The organism is Streptomyces sp. NPDC005574, from assembly GCF_040605435.1.
Taxonomy (GTDB): Bacteria; Actinomycetota; Actinomycetes; order Streptomycetales; family Streptomycetaceae; genus Streptomyces.
On the sequence record NZ_JBEXCW010000070.1, the window covers coordinates 1 to 21750 of the forward strand.

The 21750-nt window shown below is 70.8% G+C and carries 15 protein-coding genes; 3 read left to right on the forward strand and 12 right to left on the reverse strand.

Annotated features, from left to right (window positions below; translation table 11 throughout):
• Positions 1-138 precede the first annotated feature (138 nt).
• From pgi to uvrC, 11 genes are all read right to left on the reverse strand, one after another.
• Entirely contained in the window at positions 139-1794 is a 1656-nt protein-coding gene (pgi, locus tag ABZT03_RS31705; RefSeq protein WP_356045809.1) for a glucose-6-phosphate isomerase, read from the reverse strand.
• A gap of 407 nt (positions 1795-2201) precedes the next feature.
• Positions 2202-2537, reverse strand: coding sequence for an RNA polymerase-binding protein RbpA (locus ABZT03_RS31710; RefSeq protein WP_003957010.1), 336 nt, complete (start codon positions 2535-2537; stop codon positions 2202-2204).
• Between the two features lie 233 nt (positions 2538-2770).
• Positions 2771-3007, reverse strand: coding sequence for a preprotein translocase subunit SecG (gene secG, locus ABZT03_RS31715; protein ID WP_356045811.1), 237 nt, complete (start codon positions 3005-3007; stop codon positions 2771-2773).
• A 110-nt stretch (positions 3008-3117) separates the two neighbouring features.
• Positions 3118-3894: a triose-phosphate isomerase gene (gene tpiA, locus ABZT03_RS31720; protein WP_356045813.1), complete on the reverse strand. Its 777-nt coding sequence runs from the start codon at positions 3892-3894 to the stop codon at positions 3118-3120.
• A gap of 6 nt (positions 3895-3900) precedes the next feature.
• Positions 3901-5112 carry a phosphoglycerate kinase gene (locus ABZT03_RS31725; protein WP_356045815.1) on the reverse strand — a complete coding sequence of 404 codons (1212 nt, stop codon included), beginning with the start codon at positions 5110-5112 and terminating at the stop codon, positions 3901-3903.
• A 134-nt stretch (positions 5113-5246) separates the two neighbouring features.
• On the reverse strand, positions 5247-6257 hold the full coding sequence (gene gap / locus ABZT03_RS31730) for a type I glyceraldehyde-3-phosphate dehydrogenase (RefSeq protein WP_356045817.1): 1011 nt from the start codon (positions 6255-6257) through the stop codon (positions 5247-5249).
• Positions 6258-6492: 235 nt separating this feature from the next.
• A complete protein-coding gene (locus tag ABZT03_RS31735) occupies positions 6493-9450 on the reverse strand; it encodes a M14 family zinc carboxypeptidase (protein WP_356045819.1) in 2958 nt (985 codons plus the stop codon).
• 228 nt (positions 9451-9678) lie between these two features.
• Complete coding sequence (gene whiA, locus ABZT03_RS31740) at positions 9679-10668, reverse strand: DNA-binding protein WhiA (RefSeq protein ID WP_356045820.1); 990 nt, start codon at positions 10666-10668, stop codon at positions 9679-9681.
• The gene (gene yvcK / locus ABZT03_RS31745; protein ID WP_356045822.1) at positions 10659-11726 is read right to left on the reverse strand and encodes a uridine diphosphate-N-acetylglucosamine-binding protein YvcK; all 1068 of its coding nucleotides are present in this window, start codon (positions 11724-11726) and stop codon (positions 10659-10661) included. The genes whiA and yvcK overlap by 10 nt, the downstream gene beginning before the upstream one ends.
• Positions 11723-12793, reverse strand: coding sequence for an RNase adapter RapZ (gene rapZ, locus ABZT03_RS31750; protein WP_356045824.1), 1071 nt, complete (start codon positions 12791-12793; stop codon positions 11723-11725). Before rapZ ends, yvcK begins: the two co-directional genes overlap by 4 nt.
• Complete coding sequence (gene uvrC / locus ABZT03_RS31755; RefSeq protein WP_356045825.1) at positions 12790-14838, reverse strand: excinuclease ABC subunit UvrC; 2049 nt, start codon at positions 14836-14838, stop codon at positions 12790-12792. The genes rapZ and uvrC overlap by 4 nt, the downstream gene beginning before the upstream one ends.
• A 423-nt stretch (positions 14839-15261) precedes the next feature.
• On the opposite strand from uvrC, the gene ABZT03_RS31760 reads away from it, so the two are divergent.
• The 3 genes from ABZT03_RS31760 to ABZT03_RS31770 all read left to right on the forward strand — a co-directional run bounded on the left by ABZT03_RS31760 (position 15262) and on the right by ABZT03_RS31770 (position 18423).
• A complete protein-coding gene (locus ABZT03_RS31760) occupies positions 15262-16218 on the forward strand; it encodes a hypothetical protein (RefSeq protein WP_356045827.1) in 957 nt (318 codons plus the stop codon).
• A 226-nt stretch (positions 16219-16444) separates the two neighbouring features.
• Positions 16445-17515: a LacI family DNA-binding transcriptional regulator gene (locus ABZT03_RS31765; RefSeq protein ID WP_356045828.1), complete on the forward strand. Its 1071-nt coding sequence runs from the start codon at positions 16445-16447 to the stop codon at positions 17513-17515.
• Positions 17512-18423 (forward strand): carbohydrate kinase, encoded by a 912-nt coding sequence (locus ABZT03_RS31770; RefSeq protein ID WP_356045830.1) that lies wholly within the window; start codon positions 17512-17514, stop codon positions 18421-18423. The genes ABZT03_RS31765 and ABZT03_RS31770 overlap by 4 nt, the downstream gene beginning before the upstream one ends.
• A gap of 153 nt (positions 18424-18576) precedes the next feature.
• Here the strand turns inward: ABZT03_RS31770 and uvrA are convergent, their stop codons facing one another.
• Positions 18577-21618, reverse strand: coding sequence for an excinuclease ABC subunit UvrA (gene uvrA, locus ABZT03_RS31775; protein WP_356045832.1), 3042 nt, complete (start codon positions 21616-21618; stop codon positions 18577-18579).
• Positions 21619-21750 lie beyond the last annotated feature (132 nt).

The window sequence follows — 21750 nt, forward strand, 5'->3', positions numbered from 1 at the left end:
CCCGCGGGTTCGCCGGTTCGGGACGCGCTCTGCGCGGTGGTGGGGTTCGCGTTCGCCGCGAGGGCCAGACTCGGGAAGTTGAAGGTGCCCACGTGCCACCCCGCCCGCCCCTCCCGCACCACCGCCGCGGCCCGCCGGTCACTGCCGGCCGCGCAGCTCCCGGTAGGCGGCGACCAGGGCCTTCGTGGAGGCGTCCAGTCCCGGCACGTCCGCGCCCTCGGTGAGCGCCGGTTCCACCCGCTTCGCGAGGACCTTGCCGAGTTCGACGCCCCACTGGTCGAAGGAGTCGATGTCCCACACCGCGCCCTGCACGAACACCTTGTGCTCGTACAGCGCGACGAGCTGGCCCAGGACCGAGGGGGTCAGCTCACGCGCGAGGATGGTGGTCGTGGGGTGGTTGCCCGGGAAGGTCCTGTGCGACGCGAGGTCCTCCGGCACCCCTTCCGCGCGCACCTCGTCCGGCGTCTTGCCGAAGGCCAGCGCCTGGGTCTGCGCGAAGAAGTTCGCCATCAGCAGGTCGTGCTGGGCCTTCAGCCCGTCGGCGAGGTCGGCGACCGGCTCGGCGAAGCCGATGAAGTCCGCCGGGATCAGCTTCGTACCCTGGTGGATCAGCTGGTAGTAGGCGTGCTGGCCGTTGGTGCCCGGCGTGCCCCACACCACGGGACCCGTCTGCCAGTCGACCTCCCGGCCGTCACGGCCGACGGACTTGCCGTTGGACTCCATGTCCAGCTGCTGGAGATACGCGGTGAACCTGGAGAGGTAGTGGCTGTAGGGGAGCACGGCGTGCGACTGGGCGTCGTGGAAGTTGCCGTACCAGATCCCCAACAGGCCCAGCAGCAGCGGCACGTTGGACTCGGCGGGTGCGGTCCTGAAGTGTTCGTCGACGAGGTGGAAGCCGTCGAGCATCTCCCGGAAGCGGTCCGGGCCGATCGCGATCATCAGCGACAGGCCGATGGCCGAGTCGTAGGAGTAGCGGCCGCCGACCCAGTCCCAGAACTCGAACATGTTGTCCGGGTCGATGCCGAAGCCGCGGACCTTCTCGGCGTTCGTGGACAGGGCCACGAAATGCCGGGCCACGGCCTCCTGACCGGCCTTCAGCTCGGCGAGCAGCCACGCGCGGGCCGAGGTCGCGTTGGTGATCGTCTCGATCGTGGTGAACGTCTTGGACGCGATGACGAACAGGGTCTGAGCGGGGTCCAGGTCACGGATCGCCTCGTGCAGGTCGGCGCCGTCGACGTTGGACACGGAGCGGACCGTGAGGTCGCGGTCGGTGAAGCTGCGCAGCGCCTCGTACGCCATCGCCGGGCCGAGATCGGAGCCGCCGATGCCGATGTTGACGACGTTCCTGATGCGCCTGCCGGTGTGGCCGGTCCAGGCGCCGGAGCGGACGCGTTCGGCGAAGCCGGCCATCCTGTCGAGAACGGCGTGCACCCCCGGTACGACGTTCTGCCCGTCGACCTCGATCACGGCGTCCCGCGGGGCGCGCAGCGCGGTGTGCAACACGGCGCGGTTCTCGCTGGTGTTGATCCGCTCGCCGCGGAACATGGCGTCCCGGAGGCCGAACACGTCCGTCGCGGCGGCCAGTTCGCGCAGCAGCCGCAGGGTCTCGTCGGTGACGAGCTGCTTGGAGTAGTCGACGTGGAGGTCACCGACCCGCAGCGTGTACCCGGTGCCGCGTCCCGGGTCGGCGGCGAACAGCTCCCGCAGCCGGACCTCGCCGAGTTCCTCACGGTGCCTGGCCAGAGCGGTCCACTCGGGCGTCTGATTCAGCCTGGTACGGCCGTCTGCGTTCATCTCGGACTTCAGCCTTCTTCCTCGCCTGTGCCGCGCCCCGCTGCCGGTCCCCACCTGGTTGCTCGGTGGGGGACGCGACCCCGCGTCACGTGGTCGTACGGTGCAACAACAGGTACGTCCATCCGACGCGGCGGTATCAACGGGCTGGCGACGAGCCGGAACGGCCGGGCAGGAAGGGCGGGAGAAGTGAAGGCGGCCGGGTGGGCGCGTCGCTGTGTACGCGGGTGAGGCACCCGGCGAGGAAAGCCGCGTTCACAGTGAACCGGCGGCATCGTGCGCCCGCACGGGGAGCGGGCTCCGGGTCGCGGGCGCGCGAACGGCCCGGCGGGCGGCGGACGATCGCCGGCGCACGCGGTGGGAGACAGCTCCGGCCAGACACCCCTGGGTGACCGGCCGGTTGTCGACTTCTAGATCTCGCCCCGCAGTTTGGCGAGCGCCTCGGCGAGGATCGCCTCGCCGTCCGCGTCGCTGCGCCGCTCCCGCACATACGCGAGGTGCGTCTTGTACGGCTCGGTGCGCGGCGGGTCCGGCGGGTTGTCCCGGTCCTGACCGGCGGGGAAGCCGCAGCGCGGACAGTCCCAGGTGTCGGGGACCTGTGCGTCGCTGGCGAAGCTGGGCTGCGTCTCGTGCCCGTTGGAGCACCAGAAGGAGATGCGCAGACGCGGCGCGGACTCGCCGCGCTCGGCCTCGCCCATCGGCCCCGCCCCGACCCGGCTACCTCGGATCGCGTTGCCACTTGCCACGGTCGTAACTCCCTGCGTGATGGTGCCGCGAAGCGAGTCGACGTGTCGCTTCGTTGCGAGCGCCTCAGTCTACGTAAGGCCCAACGCGCGTCCAGTGGTTGGAGTTACAGCCCCTACACCTAGACGCAAGCCCCATGATAGGCCGCGCTAAGCTGCGCGTACCGAACATGGGGCCTTACGTGCGGAATGTACGTGTGTGATGTGCGTGCGTGGTGTGCTGTGTCAGCCGTTGATCAGGTGTTCGTCTTCATCAGGATGCCGAGGACGACGATGCACGTGAACCACAGCAGACCGATCACCACGGTGATGCGGTCCAGGTTGCGCTCGGCGACCGAGGAGCCGCCGACGGACGACTGCATACCGCCACCGAACATGTCGGAGAGGCCGCCGCCCTTTCCCTTGTGCATCAGCACCAGCAGCATCATCAGCAGGCTGAAGACGATCAGGGCGATCGAGAACCCCAGAACCACGGCTGGACCAACTTCCTCGGACTCGGATGGACGACGGGGGCACGGTGGCTGGCCACCATGCCCCCGTAAGGGTACGACGGATCGTCGCTACCGCCTACTCACTGATCGACTCACTGGTCGCGGAAGCGCACGATCTTGACGAACTCGTCGGCGTCCAGCGAGGCGCCCCCGACCAGGGCGCCGTCGATGTCGGCCTGCGCCATGATCTCGGCGACGTTGCCGGACTTCACCGAGCCGCCGTACTGGATGCGGACCTTGTCGGCCAGCTCCTGCGTGTACAGCTCGGCGACCTTGGCGCGGACGGCGGCGCAGACCTCCTGCGCGTCCTCGGCGCCGCACACCTTGCCGGTGCCGATGGCCCACACGGGCTCGTAGGCGATCACGACGGTCTCGGCCTGCTCGGCCGGGATGTCCCTCAGGCCGCCCTCGACCTGGGTGAGGGTGTGCGTGACGTGGTTGCCCGCCTCGCGGACGTCCAGCTCCTCGCCCACGCACAGGATCGGGGTCAGGCCGTGCTTGTAGGCGGCCTTGACCTTGGCGTTCACGACGGCGTCGGTCTCGTCGTGGTACTGGCGGCGCTCGGAGTGGCCGACGGCCACGTACGTGCACTTGAGCTTGGCGAGCATCGAGCCGGAGATCTCGCCGGTGTAGGCGCCGGAGTCGTGCGCCGAGACGTCCTGGGCGCCGTACTTGATCTTGAGCTTGTCGCCGTCGACCAGGGTCTGCACGGAGCGCAGGTCGGTGAAGGGCGGCAGGACCGCGACCTCACAGGCCTCGTAGTCCTTGTCGGCCAGGGCGAAGGCGAGCTTCTGGACGTGGGCGATGGCCTCGAGGTGGTTGAGGTTCATCTTCCAGTTGCCCGCCATCAGCGGCGTACGAGTGGTCATACGGGGTCAGTCCTCCAGTGCGGCGAGGCCGGGGAGCGTCTTGCCCTCGAGGTATTCGAGGGAGGCGCCGCCGCCGGTCGAGATGTGGCCGAATGCCGTCTCGTCGAAGCCCAGGATGCGGACGGCGGCGGCGGAGTCGCCACCACCGACGACCGTGAAGGCCGGGGAGTCGAGAAGGGCCTGGGCGACCGCCTTGGTGCCCTCGGCGTAGTCGGGGTGCTCGAAGACGCCCATGGGACCGTTCCAGAAGACGGTGGCGGCGTCGGCGAGCTTCGAGGCGTACAGCTTCCGGGACTCCGGGCCGATGTCCAGGCCCAGCTGGTCGGCGGGGATGGCGTCCGCGGCGACGGTGTTCGGGTTCGACGGCGCCTTGGTCTTCAGGTCCGGGAACCCGGTGGCGGTCAGCACGTCGACGGGGAGGACCAGCTCGACGCCGTTCTTCTCCGCCCGCTCGATGTACTCCTGGACGACCGGGATCTGGTCCTCCTGGAGGAGGGAGGCGCCGACCTCGTACCCCTTGGCCTTGAGGAAGGTGAACACCATGCCTCCGCCGACGAGAAGGCGGTCGGCCTTGCCGAGGAGCTGGTCGATGACGGCGAGCTTGTCGGAGACCTTGGAGCCGCCGAGGGCGACGACGTAGGGCCGCTCGACCTCCTCGGTGAGCTTCTTCAGGACGGCGACCTCGGTGGCGATGAGGTAGCCGGCGGCGTGCGGCAGGCGGGCCGGGAGGTCGAAGACCGAGGCGTGCTTGCGGTGCACGGCGCCGAAGCCGTCGCCGACGTACAGGTCGGCGAGCCGCGCCAGCTGGTCGGCGAACGCGCCGCGCTCGGCGTCGTCCTTGGAGGTCTCGCCGGCGTTGAAGCGCAGGTTCTCCAGGACGGCGATCCGGCCGTCGGTGAGGCCCGCGACCGTGGACGCGGCGGACTCGCCGACCGTGTCGGTCGCGAACGCCACGTCGGCGCCGAGGAGTTCACCGAGGCGGGCGGCGGCGGGGGCGAGCGAGAAGGCGGGGTCCGGGGCGCCCTTGGGGCGGCCGAGGTGCGAGGCGACGACCACCCGGGCGCCGGCCTCGGCGAGGGCCTTGACGGTGGGCAGGACGGCGCGGATCCGGCCGTCGTCGGTGATGGTGGTCCCGTCCAGCGGGACGTTGAGGTCGGCGCGGACGAAGACCCGCTTGCCCGCGACACCTTCGGCGAGAAGTTCGTCGATCGTCTTCATTGAGGGAACTCCTGGTGACGGCTCGTGAAACCGTGATCGTGAGAGGGCTTGTTCCGTACGTGCGGCAGGGCTCGGGCGGCGCGTCCTCGCGCGGCCCGAGCCCTGCCCTCACATCGAGGTGCCTGCTCTGTCGGTCAGAGCTGGTTGCCGACGAAGACCGTGAGGTCGACGAGGCGGTTGGAGTAGCCCCACTCGTTGTCGTACCAGCCGAGGATCTTCACCGAGTTGCCCTCCTGGACCATGGTCAGGGAGGAGTCGAAGGTGCAGGAGGCCGGGTCGCCGACGATGTCCGAGGAGACGATCGGGTCCTCGGTGTAGGTCAGGTAGCCCTTGAGGTCGCCGTCGTCGGCGGCCTTCTTGAACGCGGCGTTGACCTCGTCCTTGGTGACCTCGCGCTGGAGCGTCACGACCAGGTCGGTGGCCGAGCCGGTCGGGACCGGGACGCGCATCGCGATGCCGTCGAGCTTGCCCTTGAGCTGCGGCAGGACCAGGGCGGTGGCCTTCGCGGCACCCGTCGTGGTCGGGATGATGTTCTCGGCGGCGGCGCGGGCGCGGCGCAGGTCCGAGTGCGGGAAGTCCAGGATGCGCTGGTCGTTGGTGTACGCGTGGACCGTCGTCATCAGGCCCTTGACGATGCCGAAGTTCTCGTCGAGCACCTTGGCCATCGGCGCCACACAGTTGGTGGTGCAGGAGGCGTTGGAGATGACGTGGTGGTTCGCCGCCTCGTACTTGTCCTGGTTGACGCCCATCACGATGGTGATGTCCTCGTCCTTGGCCGGAGCCGAGATGAGGACCTTCTTGGCGCCGCCGGCGATGTGCTTCTCGGCGTCGGCCTTCTTCGTGAAGATGCCGGTCGACTCGATGACGATGTCGACGCCGAGGTCACCCCACGGGATGTCGGCGGGGTTGCGCTCCGACAGCACCTTGATGGTGTGGCCGTCGACGGTGATCGTGTCTGCGGTGTGCGTCACCTCGGCCTTGAGGCGGCCCAGGATGGTGTCGTACTTCAGCAGATGAGCGGTGGTCGCGGTGTCACCCAGGTCGTTGACAGCCACGATCTCGATGTCAGCACCCTGCTCCAGCAGCGCGCGGAAGTAGTTACGACCGATGCGGCCAAAGCCGTTGATGCCTACGCGGATCGTCACGAAACCGATCTCCTCGTTGGTACGCCGGGTTCGACACCGGCGAGCTGTATGGGATGTCCCCGACCGCCTACGACCCTACCTCCCTGACGCCCCCGGAGTGACATCGAGATGCCCCATACACGGCAGGGCGGTCCGTACCCGCCAGTAGGGGTACGGACCGCCCGGGTCGGAAGAACCGATCACCCGATGTGACTACGGGGAACTACGGGGAATCAGCCCCCGTCGACCGGGTGGATCACCCTTTCAGGGCCGCGAGGGCCTTCTTGATCAGCGCGGTCCGGTCGGCCGCCGCGGTGACGTGTTCCAGGCCGAAGCCCAGCAGCACGGTGTCGTCCGTGGTGACCGCTCCGTAGGTCTGGAACAGGGTCCCGGTGCGCGTCCAGTCCTTGAGGACGGCCGGGCTGCCCGGGGGCGGTCCGGCCACGCTCCAGGGACCGCGCGAGGTCTCGAAGCCCTCGGCCCCGGTGGCCCTGCCGCCCACCACGAGCGCGGTGTCGTCGGCGAGGACGCCGTGACCGCCGGTGCCGGGGTCGGTGACGTAGCTGATCGACACCTCGACCGACCTGCCCGCGTAAGCGCTCAGGTCGAAGTTCACCTGCTGCCAGCCGTTGGAGGCGCCGGTGAGGCTGTTCCACGCGCCGGAGGTGCCGGAGGCCGTGCAGCCGCCGGACCCGACCGTCAGGTAGTGCTTCAGCCAGGGGTGCTCACCGACGTAGAAGCCGCCCTCGCACTCCGCCGGCACGGCGGTGCTGGTGGCGCCGCCCGCCTCCGGGAGGGTCGTCCAGTCGTCGGCCCCCACGGTGTGCGCCTCGATCACGACGTTGTCGTAGCCGGGCTCGGTGTCCCACAGCAGCTGTGCGCGCAGGGCGGGCGAGTCGGCCGCGGTGACCCCGGTGAGGTCGACGGTCCGGGTGAGCCGCTTGTACGCGTCGTCCGTGTGGACGGCGGCCGCCATGTAGGAGCCGGCGTAGGGCCCGTACGGGTTGACGGTTCCGGCGAACTGGCCCGCGCCGGCGCTCGCGAACTGCGGGTGGGTGGCGGCCGGCAGCTCGTCGGAGGTCACGCCGTAGGTACCGGCCCGGTCGAGCGGGTTGCCGGGCGCCTCGCCGAGCGGGGCGGTGAGACCGGTGAGGGGCCCGGAGCCGGTGAATCCGGTGGCCCCGGGGGTCGACGTACGCGAGTAGGCGCCCAGGTAGTACTGGCTGAAGTCGTCCGACAGCGTGCCGTCGCCGAGGTCGACGCTGCCGCCGGCCCGCTCGCCCGCCTCGATCAGCTTGCCGCCCTCGTTGAGGAAGGCGCGCAGCTGGAGCTGGGTGGCGTTGCCGGGGACGCCGGCGCCGGTGTAGTGGACGACCGTGCGGAAGTGGTCCAGCACGCCGAGCGCGTCCGGCGCGCCCTGCGTCGCGACGTCCCAGACGACCGCCTTGCGGCCGGCCGCCTTCAGCGCGTCGACGTACTTCTGCGCCTGTGTGGCGGCCGCGCCCTCCTCGGCGACCACGAGGGTGTCCGCGCGCGGCCGCTCGGCCACGGTGTAGGTGAAGTGACCGCCGGAGACGGTCTTCTTGCCCTTCGCCCGGCCGGTGAACCACACCTCGACCTTGTCGCCCGGGTCGCCGTCCCCGACCTTGGCCCGGTACTCGTCGAAGTAGAGGTTGTCGTCGCCGCCGTACGTCTCGCCGCCCTTCCACGCCCTCAGGGCCACGGCCCTGGCGCGGCCGCCGTTGACGCGGTACTTGAGCTTCTTGTCGCGCAGCGCCTTCCGCACGACGACGGAGACCTCCTGGTCGGCGCCGCGGGAGTACGAGGTGGTGAACGCGGCCGGGGTGAAGTCGGCCGCGTCGAGCCCGACCGAGGACGAGGGCCGGTCCGGGTGGGCGGCGGTCTCGGCGACGGAGAGCGCGAAGGGGACGTTCTTCGCGAACTCCTCCTGGATCAGCTTCTCGTCGTCCGGGAAGGTGAAGACCGACCGGCAGTCGGCCGCGTTCCAGGCGTCGTCCGGATCGACGGCCGAGGCGGTCTGGCAGGTCGACATCTCGGGGGTGAACATCGACATGCCGTTGACGTTCGCCGCGTGGCCGTCGGCCTCGCCGTTGGTCGTGTACAGCTCCGAGGAGACCTGCGGGTGGTAGCCGGGGATCGCGGAGTTGCCGGGCGTGCCGGCGAGCGCCTTGTAGACGACGTCGTCCGGGGTGGGCGTGGCCACCTGCCAGCCGACCCCGTAGAGCAGGAGTTCGGCGGCGGAGTGGTAGTTGATGGCGTACGTGAACCCGATCCGCTTCTCGAAGGCGTCGAGCGCCCTGGTCTCGGGCTCCGATGCCGGCGCGGCACCGCGGTAGGTCTCGCTGGTGGGGTTGGGCGAGGAACCCTCGTCGTCGTAGCCCCACTTGTAGGCGAAGTTGCGGTTGAGGTCGACGCCGTCGCCGGTGGAGATGACACCGTCGCCGTTGACGTCCCGCAGGTTCTTGCGCCACAGGCGGTTGTCGGAGTTCTGGAAGGTGTAGTCGTAGCCGTCGGGGTTCGCCGACAGCACGAACCAGAGTTCGGTGGTGTCGACGAGCTTCCGGACGCGCTTGTCCTTCTTGTAGTTGTCCAGGTAGTAGTGCATCAGCCGGCGGGTCATCTCCGGGGTGATCCACTCACGCGCGTGCTGGTTGGACATGTACAGCACGGAGGGCTTGGAGCCGTCCTTGGTCTTCTTCGCGCCCTTGGTCAGTTTGAGCGCGAGGATGTCCTGACCCTTGACCGTCTTGCCGATGGAGACGACCTTGGTGAGCCCCGGGTTCGCCTGCCCGGCCGCGACGATCTCCTCCTTGAGGCCCCCGCTGCCGCTGTACGGGCGGAACACGCCCTCGGCGGCGGCCCCCACGCGCGCCCGGGCCTTGGCGGAGAAGGTGTGCTCGGTGAGCCGGACGCCCTGCTTCTCCAGCTTTCCGGCCTGTTTGTCGGTGAGGTAGACCTCGACGGCGCCGCTGCCCTTCGCGGGCACCTGCTCGCCGAGTTCGTGACCGTCCTGTCCGGCGGCCAGCAGCAGGGGCACCTGCGCCTTGGTGACGTCGGCGCGGAAGACCTTGACCTCGTCCGCGTCGGACTTCCCGGACGCGTGTCCCGGTTGCGCCTGGGCGGTGGGCGCGAGGGCCGCTCCGCCGATCAGGAGTGCGCCGACGGCGAGGATCGATCTCGCTCTTCGTCTCATGAACCCCCCTTGCGTGAGTTCGCCACAGCAGCGAACTCTGCCAGGCTCATGACAGTTCATGATCGAGTCAAGGGCGCCTCGACAAGCGGGAAACGCCGGTGCCGTCGCCCAATCGGACTACAGCACCGGCGCTTTGACGGATCATCAGCGTCGCGGACCCGCAGCGAGCACCGGGCGGAAGCCTGGTCTGGCGGCTCGGCGACCCGGGTGGCTCAGCGACCCCGCGGCTCAGCCGACCAGGTTGTCGGCCATCTCCTCGCTGATCCCGCACTCCGTACTCGGGATGCCGAGGTCGGAGGCGCGCTTGTCGGCCATCGCGAGCAGCCGGCGGATACGGCCGGCCACGGCGTCCTTGGTCAGCGGCGGGTCGGCGAGCGCGCCCAGCTCCTCCAGCGAGGCCTGCTTGTGCTCCATGCGCAGCCGGCCCGCGGCGGCGAGATGCTCGGGCACGTCGTCGGCGAGGATCTCCAGCGCCCGCTGGACCCGGGCACCCGCCGCGACGGCCGCCCGCGCCGAGCGGCGCAGGTTGGCGTCGTCGAAGTTGGCGAGCCGGTTCGCCGTGGCCCGCACCTCGCGCCGCATCCGGCGCTCCTCCCAGGCCAGCACCGACTCGTGCGCGCCCAGCCGGGTGAGCAGCGCCCCGATCGCGTCGCCGTCGCGGACGACGACCCGGTCCACACCGCGCACCTCGCGGGCCTTCGCCGCGATCGACAGCCTGCGGGCCGCGCCGACCAGCGCGAGCGCGGCCTCCGGGCCCGGGCAGGTCACCTCCAGCGAGGAGGAGCGGCCGGGCTCGGTGAGCGAGCCGTGCGCCAGGAACGCCCCGCGCCAGGCCGCCTCGGCGTCGCAGGTGGCCCCCGAGACCACCTGCGGCGGCAGGCCCCGGATGGGACGGCCGCGGCCGTCGACGAGACCGGTCTGACGGGCCAGCTGGTCCCCGCCGGCCACCACCCGTACGACGTAGCGCGAGCCGCGCCGCAGTCCGCCGGGCGCCATCACGATCAGTTCGGAACTGTGGCCGAAGATCTCCAGGATGTCCCGTTTGAGGCGGCGGGCCGCCATCGCGGTGTCCAGCTCCGCCTCGATCACAATGCGCCCGCTCACCAGATGGAGGCCGCCGGCGAACCGCAGAATGGCGGAGACCTCCGCCTTCCTGCAGCAGGTCCGGGTGACGGGGAGCCGGGAGATCTCGTCCTTCACCGCTGCCGTCATCGCCATGGGCCGATCCTTCCATGCATCCGAAAAATACGGTCGTACGCGGCGGCCAGGAGCTCCGGGTCGTGCCTCGGGCTCCCGTCCTGCCGGGCCACCGGCGCCAGCTCGACCGCGGCACCGAGCCGCTTGGCGGCCTCGGTGAGCACTTCGCGGTCGGGCACGGCGGCCTCGTCGGCCAGCACCACGTCCAGGGCGAGTTTAGGGGCGTGTCGTCCCAAAACCTCCAAATGACGCTGCGGGGAGAAGCCGTCGGTTTCTCCCGGCTGCGGGGCGAGGTTCAGGGAGAGTACCCGGCGCGCCTTCGTCTGGGTGAGCGCGTCGAGCAGCTCGGGCACGAGCAGGTGCGGGATCACCGAGGAGAACCAGGAGCCCGGGCCGAGGATCACCCAGTCGGCGTCGAGGACGGCCTCGACCGCCTCGGGCACGGCCGGCGGGTCGTGCGGCACGAGGTGCACCGACTGCACCTCGCCGGGCGTGAGGGCGACGGTCGCCTGCCCCCGTACGGTGTCCACGTCGTCGGGCCGGTCCGGGTCGTGCCCCCTGACCAGGGCCTGGAGCTCCAGGGGTACGGCGGACATGGGCAGCACGCGCCCGTGCGCGCCCAGGAGCTTGCCGACCAGGTCGAGGGCCTGGACGTGATCGCCGAGCTGCTCCCACAGGGCGACGATCAGCAGGTTGCCGACCGCGTGCTCGTGCAGGTCGCCCTGGGACTGGAAGCGGTACTGGATGACGCGGGCCCAGGTCTGGCCCCAGTCGTCGTCGCCGCACAGCGCGGCCAGCGCCTTGCGGAGGTCGCCGGGCGGCAGCACGCCGAGTTCGTCGCGCAGACGGCCGCTGGAGCCGCCGTCGTCGGCCACGGTGACCACGGCGGTGAGGTCACCGGTGATCCGGCGCAGCGCGGCGAGCGAGGCCGACAGGCCCATGCCGCCGCCCAGGGCGACGACCTTGGGCTGGGCGCCACGGCGGCGCGGCCTGGCGCCGCGGGCCTCGACGGCCCGGCCCGCGCGCCCCTCGGGCATCGTCCGGCGCAGCCTGGTCAGCCGCGGTGAACGTGCGGTCATTCGCGTCCCATGTCCCGGTGTACGACCACCGTCTCCACGCCCTCGGCGGCGAGGCGCGCGGCGAGCTTCTCCGAGGTGGCGACCGAGCGGTGCTTGCCGCCCGTGCAGCCGATGGCGATGGTCACGTAGCGCTTGCCCTCGCGCCGGTAGCCGGCCGCGATGAGCCGCAGCAGCTCGGCGTACCGGTCGAGGAACTCCTTGGCGCCGGGCTGGTTGAAGACGTACGCGGACACCTCCTCGTTGAGGCCGCTGAACGGGCGCAGCTCCGGGACCCAGTGCGGGTTGGGCAGGAAGCGCATGTCGGCGACCAGGTCGGCGTCGACCGGCAGGCCGTACTTGAAGCCGAACGACATGACGGTGGCCCGCAGCTCGGGCTCCTCCTCGCCGGCGAACTGGGCGTCCATCTTGGCCCGCAGCTCGTGCACGTTGAGGCTGGAGGTGTCGATCACCAGGTCGGCGTCGCCGCGCAGCTCGCGCAGCAGTTCACGCTCGGCGGCGATGCCGTCGACGATCCGGCCGTCGCCCTGGAGCGGGTGCGGGCGGCGCACCGACTCGAAGCGGCGGACCAGGGCGTCGTCGGAGGACTCCAGGAAGACGATCCGCCGGGTGACGCCCCGGGTGTCGAGGTCGGCGAGGGACTCGCGCAGGTTGTCGAAGAAGCGGCGGCCGCGGACGTCGACGACGACCGCGATCCGTGCGACGTTGCCCTGCGAGCGGGCGCCGAGCTCCACCATGGTGGGGATCAGCGCGGGCGGCAGGTTGTCGACCACGAACCAGCCGAGGTCCTCCAGACACTTCGCGGCCGTCGAGCGGCCGGCCCCGGACATCCCGGAGATGATCACCAGCTCGGGGATGGCCGCGTCGGGGACCGCGGCTGTTTCGCTGCCCGTACTCACCTGTGCTCCGTCTTCCTGCTGCGCGTCGTGCTCCTGCGGGGCGTCGTGCTCCGCGGGCTGCGGGGTGTCCGGCCGGACGTTCCGCTCGGTGTCCTGCTCCGCGGGATTCTCGACCGCTTCCTCGTGCGTGCGATCTCGCCCCGCTGTGGGCTGCTTCTCGTGCTCGGTCATCTCTCCTGCCCCCGTCGATCGTCCGGGGCGCCCGCGGTCACGGGCTCCCCCGGGGCACCCGCCGTCGTTTCGGGTGTCCCGTCTTCTTCCTCGTCTCCCATGATCTCCCCAGTCGCCGTGTTGACGGCGGGTGCGGCGGGAACCGCCTGGGCGAGGGCCACAGCGACCGTCTCGGCCGTCTTGCGGCCTATGCCGGGAACCTCGCAGATCTGGTCGATTGTCGCGGACCGGAGCCTCTTCACCGAACCGAAATGCTTGATCAGTGCCTGCTTGCGTGTCTCGCCGAGGCCCGGCACGTCGTCCAGGGGGCTGGAGCGGAAGCGTTTGGCGCGTTTGGCGCGCTGGTAGGTGATCGCGAACCGGTGCGCCTCGTCACGGACGCGCTGCAGCAGGTAGAGCCCCTCGCTGGAGCGCGGCAGGACCACCGGGTCGTCGTCCTCCGGCAGCCAGACCTCCTCCAGCCGCTTGGCCAGCCCGCACACGGCGATGTCGTCGATGCCGAGCTCGTCGAGCGCCCTCTTGGCTGCCGCGACCTGCGGCCGGCCGCCGTCGACCACCACGAGCTGCGGCGGGTAGGCGAAGCGCTTGGGGCGGCCGTCCTCCTCGGTGAGGGCGTTCTCGCCGTCGGTCCACTCCCCCGTCTTCTCCTTCTCGGCGAGGTAGCGCCGGAAGCGGCGGGTGATCACCTCGTGCATGGAACGCACGTCGTCCTGGCCGGCGAAGCCCTTGATCTGGAAGCGGCGGTACTCGCCCTTGCGCTGCAGGCCGTCCTCGAAGACGACCATGGAGGCCACGACGTCGTCGCCCTGGAGGTGCGAGATGTCGTAGCACTCGATCCGGAGGGGGGCGCTGTCCAGGTCGAGGGCCTCGGCGATCTCCTCCAGCGCGCGCGAGCGGGTGGTCAGGTCGGAGGCGCGCTTGGTCTTGTGCAGCACGAGCGACTGCTGGGCGTTGCGCTGCACGGTCTCCATGAGGGCCTTCTTGTCGCCGCGCTGCGGGATGCGCAGCGAGACGTTGGACCCGCGCCGCTCGGTGAGCCACTCCTGCACGGGCTCCACCGGGTCGGGCAGGGCCGGGACGAGCACCTCCTTGGGCACCGCGTCACCGCGCTCCTCGCCGTAGAGCTGCTGCAGGGCGTGCTCGACGAGGGCGCCGGTCGTGACCTCCTCGACCTTGTCGGTCACCCAGCCGCGCTGGCCGCGCACGCGCCCGCCGCGCACGTGGAAGATCTGCACGGCCGCTTCCAGCTCGTCCTCGGCGACCGCGATGAGGTCGGCGTCGGTCGCGTCGGCGAGCACGACCGCGCTCTTCTCCATGGCCTTCTTCAGGGCCCCGATGTCGTCGCGCAGGCGGGCCGCCCGCTCGTACTCCATGTCCTCCGCCGCCTCGGTCATCCTCTGTTCGAGGCGGCGGATGTACGTGCCGGTGCGGCCGGCCATGAAGTCGCAGAAGTCCTCGGCGAGTTCGCCGTGCTCCTCGGGCGAGACACGGCCGACGCAGGGTGCGGAGCACTTGCCGATGTAGCCGAGCAGACAGGGGCGGCCGGTGCGGGCGGCGTTCTTGAACACGCCGGCCGAGCAGGTGCGGACCGGGAAGACGCGCAGCAGCAGGTCCACGGTGTCGCGGATCGCCCACGCCTGTCCGTACGGCCCGAAGTAGCGCACGCCCTTGCGCTTCTGGCCGCGCATCACCTGCACCCGCGGGAACTCCTCGTTCATCGTCACCGCGAGGTACGGGTAGCTCTTGTCGTCGCGGTACTTGACGTTGAACCGGGGGTCGAACTCCTTGATCCAGGAGTACTCCAGCTGGAGGGCCTCGACCTCCGTGGACACCACGGTCCACTCCACGGACGCCGCCGTGGTGACCATGGTCCGGGTGCGGGGGTGGAGGTTCGACAGGTCCTGGAAGTAGCTCGCCAGGCGCTGGCGCAGGCTCTTCGCCTTTCCGACGTAGATCACCCGGCGGTGCTCGTCGCGGAATTTGTAGACCCCGGGAGTGTCCGGGATCTCTCCCGGCTTGGGGCGGTAGCTGGAGGGGTCGGCCATGTCTCACACCCTACTGGCGGGCGGTGACAGCGCGGCGGGCCTGTGGACAACGCCGACCGCCGGCCGCACCCGGGCCTCCCCGCGCCTCGACCGGCGCCGTCGACCGCCCGCGGACCGCCTCCCTCATCCCCGCCTGACCCACCCGTCTCCGGTACGACGAGTGGGCGAGCGGACGCGTTCCGTGAACGCCGGCCGCCCGGACCCGGCCACCGGACGGAGCGGGGTCCGGACTCGGCCAGGAGTACGTCGCTGTTGGGTGTCAGGTGTTGTCGGGACTTGGTCAACACGCTTCAATGCGGGGGAACTCGGGGCGGTGAACGGCGGCGTACGGATGTGAAGAACCCCGGCGCCGACGGGACGGCCCCGACCTCCCCCGCCAACGGTCTGACCAGCCGTTGTGAACATTCACAGAAAGGCCCCTGCATGCCGCACGCCACACAGCACGCGGACGTCGCCGTCGTCGCCACCGCTGAACTGGACACGGCCCTGCGCGGCGGCCCCTTCCACGTCGCACTGCGTGCGGCGATCGCCGCACGCGGACTGCCGTTGCAGCGCGTGCAGCACCATCTGTCGCGCCACGGGGTCAAGGTGGGCGTGACGAGCCTGAGTTACTGGCAGCAGGGCGCCCGGCGCCCGCAGCGCCCCGAGTCACTGCGGGCCGTACGCGCGCTGGAGGAGATCCTCCAGCTGCCGGACGAGTCCCTGATCCGGCTGCTCGCCGAGAGCCACGAGCACACGGTCGGCGAACGGCCCGCGGCCCGCTCCTACCGCTCCCTCGTGGCGGCCTCCGGCGCCCTGGAACGAATGCTGGAGGAGCTGGACTCGCAGGCCGACACCGGCCTGCTCACCCTCGGACACCACGAACGGGTACGCATAGGCGCGCACCGGGAGCTCACCAGCCGCGAGTCGCACCACATCGTGCGCGCGCACCGGGACGGAGTCGACCGCTTCGTGGCCGTCCACCACGGCGACCCCGGCTGCGCGCCGGAGCGCATGTCGGTGCACGCGCTGGAGAACTGCAGCACGGGGCGCGTCCGCGTGCATCACGACACCGGCGTGCTCGTCGCCGAACTGCTGCTCGACACGCGCCTGCGCGCAGGCGACACGTTCCTCTTCCGCTACGCCGTCGAGGACGGTACCGCCGGCATGTCGCGTGAGTACGTGCGCGGGTTCGGGTCGGCGGGCGGCCAGTACGCCCTCCAGGTGCGGTTCGACGAGCGCGCGCTGCCGGTGCGCTGCCACCGGTTCGCGCAGCACTCGGCGGCGGCCCCGCGCAGCGGCCGGCAGGAGCTGGCGCTCACCGGCCGGCACCACTCGGTCCACCTCGTCGAGCCGCGCGTGCGGTCGGGGATCGTGGGGATCGGGTGGGAGTGGGAGTGAGGTGCGCGTGTGCCTGGGCGCGGGCCTGAACGTGGGTGGGATGACTGGGTCGGGGCGGGCTGCGGGTGTGGGCGTGTGAGGGAGCTGCCGTGACATGCCGGCAACCGCGGCCGTAGCGGCGACCGTGACCGCGTAAACGCTTGCGTAAGCGTTTACGTGCACCCCCGCATGGGATACCTTCCCGCCAGAAGGATCCGTCGCGAGTGGGAGAGGGGCACGGGACTCGATGGCGACCATGGCGGACGTCGCGCGCAGCGCCGGCGTGTCCGTGGCGACCGTCTCGCACGTGCTGAACGACACCAGACCGGTCCTCCCGCACACCCGGCAGGCCGTGCTCGACGCCGTCGACGAGCTCGGCTACACGCCGAACTCCCTCGCCCGTTCCCTGGTGACCTCCCGCACCCGGTCGATCGGGCTCGCGGTGTCGGTGATCGGCAACCCGCACTTCACGGACATCCTCCAGGGGGTCGAGGCCGCCGCCCTGGAGCACGGCTACGGCCTGCTCCTCGCCGACCCGCACGACGATCCGCGGCACGAGCGCAAGGTCGTCCAGCTCCTGCACGAACGCCGGGTGGACGGCATGATCGTCGCGCCCTCCCCGGACCCGCGCGACCTCCTCGCCTACCTCGGCCGCCACGCCGTACCGGCCGTGCTCCTCGACCGCGTGATCGACCCCTCGGTGGCCGGGGCGTCCGGCTTCGACCAGGTCTGCGCCGACAGCGCCGAGCCGACGACCCTGCTGGTCAGCCACCTCGCCGGCCTCGGGCACCGGCGGATCGCGCTGGTCGCGGGGCGGCCCGGGCTCAGCACAACGGGCGAGCGGATCACGGGGTACCGGCACGGTCTCGCGGCCGCCGGGTTCCCCTACGACGAACGCCTCGTCGTGCACGGCGACTCAGAGTCGGCCGGCGCCGAGCGGGCCACCAAGGCGCTGCTGGCCCTCGCCGCGCCGCCCACCGCGCTCGTCACCGCCAACAACGCCATGACCATCGGAGCGCTGCGCGCGCTGCGCGACGGCGGCCTGTCCGTGCCCGAGGACATCGCGTTGTGCTGCTTCGACGACTTCGCCTGGGCGGACCTGTTCACGCCGCGGCTCACGGCCGTCGCGCAGCCCGGCAGGGAGATCGGCGCCCGGGCGGTCGAGCTGCTCCTGGAACGCCTCGCCGCGCCCGAACGGCCGGCCCGCACCGTGCGGCTCGCCTGCACCTTCGTCCACCGCACCTCGTGCGGCTGCCCCGAGCAGTCCGCAGACCCCTCCGTACCGTCCGTTCAGCCGGTGAAAGGAACCCGCCCGTGATCGTCGTCGCCGGTGAAGCCCTGATCGACCTGGTGCCGCAGGGCACGGGTGCCCTGGCGGCCCTGCGGCCGGCGCTCGGCGGCGGCCCTTACAACACGGCCGTGGCCCTCGGCCGCCTCGGCTCCCCCACCGCCTTCTGCTCCCGCACCTCGAACGACGCCTTCGGCGAGGCGCTGCTCGATGGGCTGCGGGAGGCCGGGGTGGACGTGTCGGCCGTACAGCGCGGTCCCGAGCCGACCACCCTGGCGGTGGCCACGATCGACGCGAGCGGCTCGGCCGCGTACTCCTTCTACGTCGACGGCACCGCCGACCGGCTCTTCACGGTCCCCGACCAGCTCCCCGCCGACACCCGAGCCGTGTCCTTCGGTACCTGCTCGCTCGTCCTGGAGCCGGGTGCGAGCGCCTATGAGCAGGTGCTGCGCGCCTCGGCGGCGCGGGGCGTGTTCACCGCGCTCGATCCGAACATCCGGGCCGGGCTGATTCCGGACGCGGACGCCTACCGGGCCCGGTTCGAGAGCTGGCTGCCGTCGGTGTCGCTGCTCAAGCTGTCCGAAGAGGACGCTCGATGGCTCGGTGGTTCGCCGCGCGCATGGCTGGCCGCCGGGCCCTCGGCGGTCGTGATCACCCGGGGTGGCGACGGGCTGAGCGTGTTCACCCGGGAGGGTGCCGAGTACTCGGTGCCGGGCGAGAAGGTCGACGTCGTGGACACCATCGGTGCCGGCGACACCGTCAACGCGGCCCTGCTGCACGGCCTCTCGGCCCAGAACGCGCTGTCCGCGGAGGCGCTCAGCGGCCTGGGCGCCGACGGCTGGACCCGTCTGCTGCGCTTCGCCGCACGCGCGGCGGCGATCACCTGTTCCCGGGCGGGCGCGGAACCGCCGTACGCCACCGAGGTCGACGCGGTGTGACGGCGTACGGCGGACGGTCTCGTCCGCGAGGGTCCTCTCCCGGACCGTCCCCTCACTTCTTGAAGGCCCCGGATGCCTCTGGCCGGGAAGACACCGGTACCCCCGCGGGAGTCTGCTCCCGCGGGGGCACCGTGCCGTGCTGGACGCGGACGCTCAGGCCTTGCGGGCCCGCGTCGTCTTCTTCGCGGGGGTGGCCGCCTTCTTCGTGGCGGCGGCCGTCTTCTTCGCCGCCGTGGTGCCGGTGGTTCCGGCCGCCTTGGCCGTCGCCGTCTTCTTCGCCGTCGACTTGGCCGCGACCGTCTTCCTGGCCGACGCCCTGCGCGGGGCCGGGACCGAGGAGGCGTCGCTGATCCGGTCGGCGCCGAGGACCTCCTGCAGGAACTTGCCGGTGTGGCTGGCCGGGACGCCCGCGATCTGCTCGGGGGTGCCCTCGGCGACGACCAGGCCACCGCCGGCGCCGCCCTCGGGACCCATGTCGACGACCCAGTCGGCGGTCTTGATCACGTCGAGGTTGTGCTCGATGACGATGACCGTGTTGCCCTTGTCGACCAGGCCGCCGAGGACCTTGAGCAGCTTGCTGATGTCCTCGAAGTGCAGACCGGTGGTCGGCTCGTCCAGTACGTAGACCGTGCGTCCGGTGGACCGGCGCTGCAGCTCGCTGGCGAGCTTCACACGCTGGGCCTCACCGCCGGACAGGGTGGTCGCGGACTGGCCGAGGCGGACGTAGCCGAGCCCGACATCGTGCAGGGTCCTGAGATGGCGGGCGATGGAGGGGACGGCCTCGAAGAAGTCCATCGCCTCCTCGATCGGCATGTTCAGGACCTCGGCGATGGACTTGCCCTTGTAGTGGACCTCAAGGGTCTCCCGGTTGTAGCGGGCCCCGTGGCAGACCTCGCAGGGGACGTACACGTCCGGGAGGAAGTTCATCTCGATCTTGATGGTGCCGTCGCCCGCGCAGTTCTCGCAGCGGCCGCCCTTGACGTTGAAGGAGAAGCGCCCCGGGAGGTAGCCCCTGACCTTCGCCTCGGTGGTCTCGGCGAACAGCTTGCGGACGTGGTCGAAGACTCCGGTGTACGTCGCCGGGTTGGACCGGGGCGTGCGGCCGATGGGCGACTGGTCGACGTGCACGACCTTGTCGACGAGGTCGTCGCCCTCCACGCGCGTGTGCCGACCGGGCACACTGCGGGCGCCGTTCAGCTCGCGTGCCAGGTGCGTGTACAGGATGTCGTTGACCAGGGTCGACTTGCCGGAGCCGGACACGCCCGTGACCGCGGTGAACACGCCCAGCGGGAAGGACACGTCGATGTCCTGGAGGTTGTTCTCGCGGGCACCGTGCACCGTGAGCCGGCGCGTGGGGTCCTGGGGGCGCCGGATGTCCGGGAGCGGGATGGCCTTCCGGCCGGAGAGGTACTGCCCCGTCTCCGACTCCTCGTTGGCGAGCAGTTCCTTGAGGGAGCCGCTGTGGACGACCTTGCCGCCGTGCTCGCCGGCGCCGGGGCCGATGTCCACGATCCAGTCGGCGACCTTGATGGTGTCCTCGTCGTGCTCCACGACGATGAGCGTGTTGCCCATGTCGCGCAGCCGCACCAGGGTCTCGATCAGCCGGTGGTTGTCGCGCTGGTGCAGCCCGATGGACGGCTCGTCCAGTACGTACAGGACGCCGACGAGTCCGGAACCGATCTGGGTGGCCAGGCGGATGCGCTGCGCCTCGCCGCCGGAGAGCGTGCCGGCCGCGCGGTTCAGCGAGAGGTAGTCCAGGCCGACGTCGACCAGGAACCGCAGTCGTTCGTTGACCTCCTTCAGCACCCGCTCGGCGATCTTCTTGTCCCGGGCGTTGAGCTTCAGCTCGCCCAGGAACTCGGCGCAGTCGCTGATGGACATGCCCGAGACCTCGGCGATGGACTTGCCCATGACGGTGACCGCGAGCACGAGCGGCTTGAGGCGGGTGCCCTCACAGGTGGGACAGGGCACCTCGCGCATGTACCCCTCGAAGCGCTCCCGGCTGGCGTCGCTCTCGGCCTCGCCGTGCCGGCGCTTCACGAACGGCAGGGCGCCCTCGAAGGGCGTCGTGTAGACCCGCTCGCGTCCGTAGCGGTTGCGGTAGCGGACCTCGATCTGCGTCTTGTGGCCGTAGAGCAGGGCCTTCCTGGCGCGCTGCGGGAGTCCGGCGAAGGGGATGTCCGTCCGGAAGCCCAGTGCGTCGGCGAGGGCCCCGACGAGACGGCCGAAGTAGTCCTTGGTGTGGCCGTGCGACCAGGGGTGGATGGCGCCCTCGTCGAGCGACTTGTCCTCGTCCGGGACGATCAGCTCGGGGTCGACCTCCATGCGCGTGCCGATGCCGGAGCACTCCGGGCAGGCGCCGAAGGGCGAGTTGAAGGAGAAGGAGCGGGGCTCCAGCTCCTCGAAGGACAGGTCGTCGTACGGGCAGTACAGGTGCTCCGAGTACATGCGCTCGCGGTCGGGGTCGTCCTCGGGGAGGTCGACGAAGTCGAGCACGACCATGCCGCCGGCCAGGCCGAGGGCGGTCTCCACGGAGTCGGTGAGCCGGCGCTTGGCCGACTCCTTCACCGTGAGGCGGTCGATGACCACCTCGATGGTGTGCTTCTCCTGCTTCTTCAGGGTGGGCGGGTTGGAGAGCTGGACGGTCTCGCCGTCCACCCGCGCGCGGCTGTAGCCCTTGGTCTGGAGGTCGGCGAAGAGGTCGACGAACTCGCCCTTGCGCTCGCGCACCAGCGGGGACAGCACCTGGAAACGGCTGCCCTCGGGCAGTTCCAGGACCTTGTCGACGATGGCCTGCGGCGACTGGCGCGAGATCGGGCGGCCGCACTCGGGACAGTGCGGCTTGCCGATGCGCGCGAAGAGCAGCCGCAGGTAGTCGTAGACCTCGGTGATGGTGCCGACCGTCGAGCGCGGGTTGCGCGAGGTCGACTTCTGGTCGATCGACACCGCCGGGGACAGGCCCTCGATGAAGTCGACGTCCGGCTTGTCCATCTGGCCGAGGAACTGGCGGGCGTACGAGGAGAGCGACTCCACATAGCGCCGCTGGCCCTCGGCGAAGATGGTGTCGAAGGCCAGGGAGGACTTGCCCGACCCGGACAGGCCCGTGAAGACGATGAGCGAGTCACGAGGCAGGTCGAGCGAGACGTTCTTGAGGTTGTGCTCACGCGCGCCACGGACGATGAGACGGTCGGCCACGCCGGTCCGCACCTTTCTTTGAGAGAAGTGACAGGGGCGGGGCCCCCGTGCTTTCTCAGACTAGGGGGAGCCACTGACAACGCCGGTCGGATTCCAGGTTGCATAACAATCCCCGGCCATCCAGCATGCCCG

Coding starts and splice junctions, on each gene's coding strand:
- whiA (WP_356045820.1), bottom strand. CDS start 10,668: ATGGCGATGACGGCAGCGGTGAAGGACGAGATCTCCCGGCTCCCCGTC.
- ABZT03_RS31735 (WP_356045819.1), bottom strand. CDS start 9,450: ATGAGACGAAGAGCGAGATCGATCCTCGCCGTCGGCGCACTCCTGATC.
- tpiA (WP_356045813.1), bottom strand. CDS start 3,894: ATGACCACTCGTACGCCGCTGATGGCGGGCAACTGGAAGATGAACCTC.
- yvcK (WP_356045822.1), bottom strand. CDS start 11,726: ATGACCGCACGTTCACCGCGGCTGACCAGGCTGCGCCGGACGATGCCC.
- uvrC (WP_356045825.1), bottom strand. CDS start 14,838: ATGGCCGACCCCTCCAGCTACCGCCCCAAGCCGGGAGAGATCCCGGAC.
- pgi (WP_356045809.1), bottom strand. CDS start 1,794: ATGAACGCAGACGGCCGTACCAGGCTGAATCAGACGCCCGAGTGGACC.
- ABZT03_RS31760 (WP_356045827.1), top strand. CDS start 15,262: ATGCCGCACGCCACACAGCACGCGGACGTCGCCGTCGTCGCCACCGCT.
- ABZT03_RS31725 (WP_356045815.1), bottom strand. CDS start 5,112: ATGAAGACGATCGACGAACTTCTCGCCGAAGGTGTCGCGGGCAAGCGG.
- ABZT03_RS31765 (WP_356045828.1), top strand. CDS start 16,445: ATGGCGACCATGGCGGACGTCGCGCGCAGCGCCGGCGTGTCCGTGGCG.
- rapZ (WP_356045824.1), bottom strand. CDS start 12,793: ATGACCGAGCACGAGAAGCAGCCCACAGCGGGGCGAGATCGCACGCAC.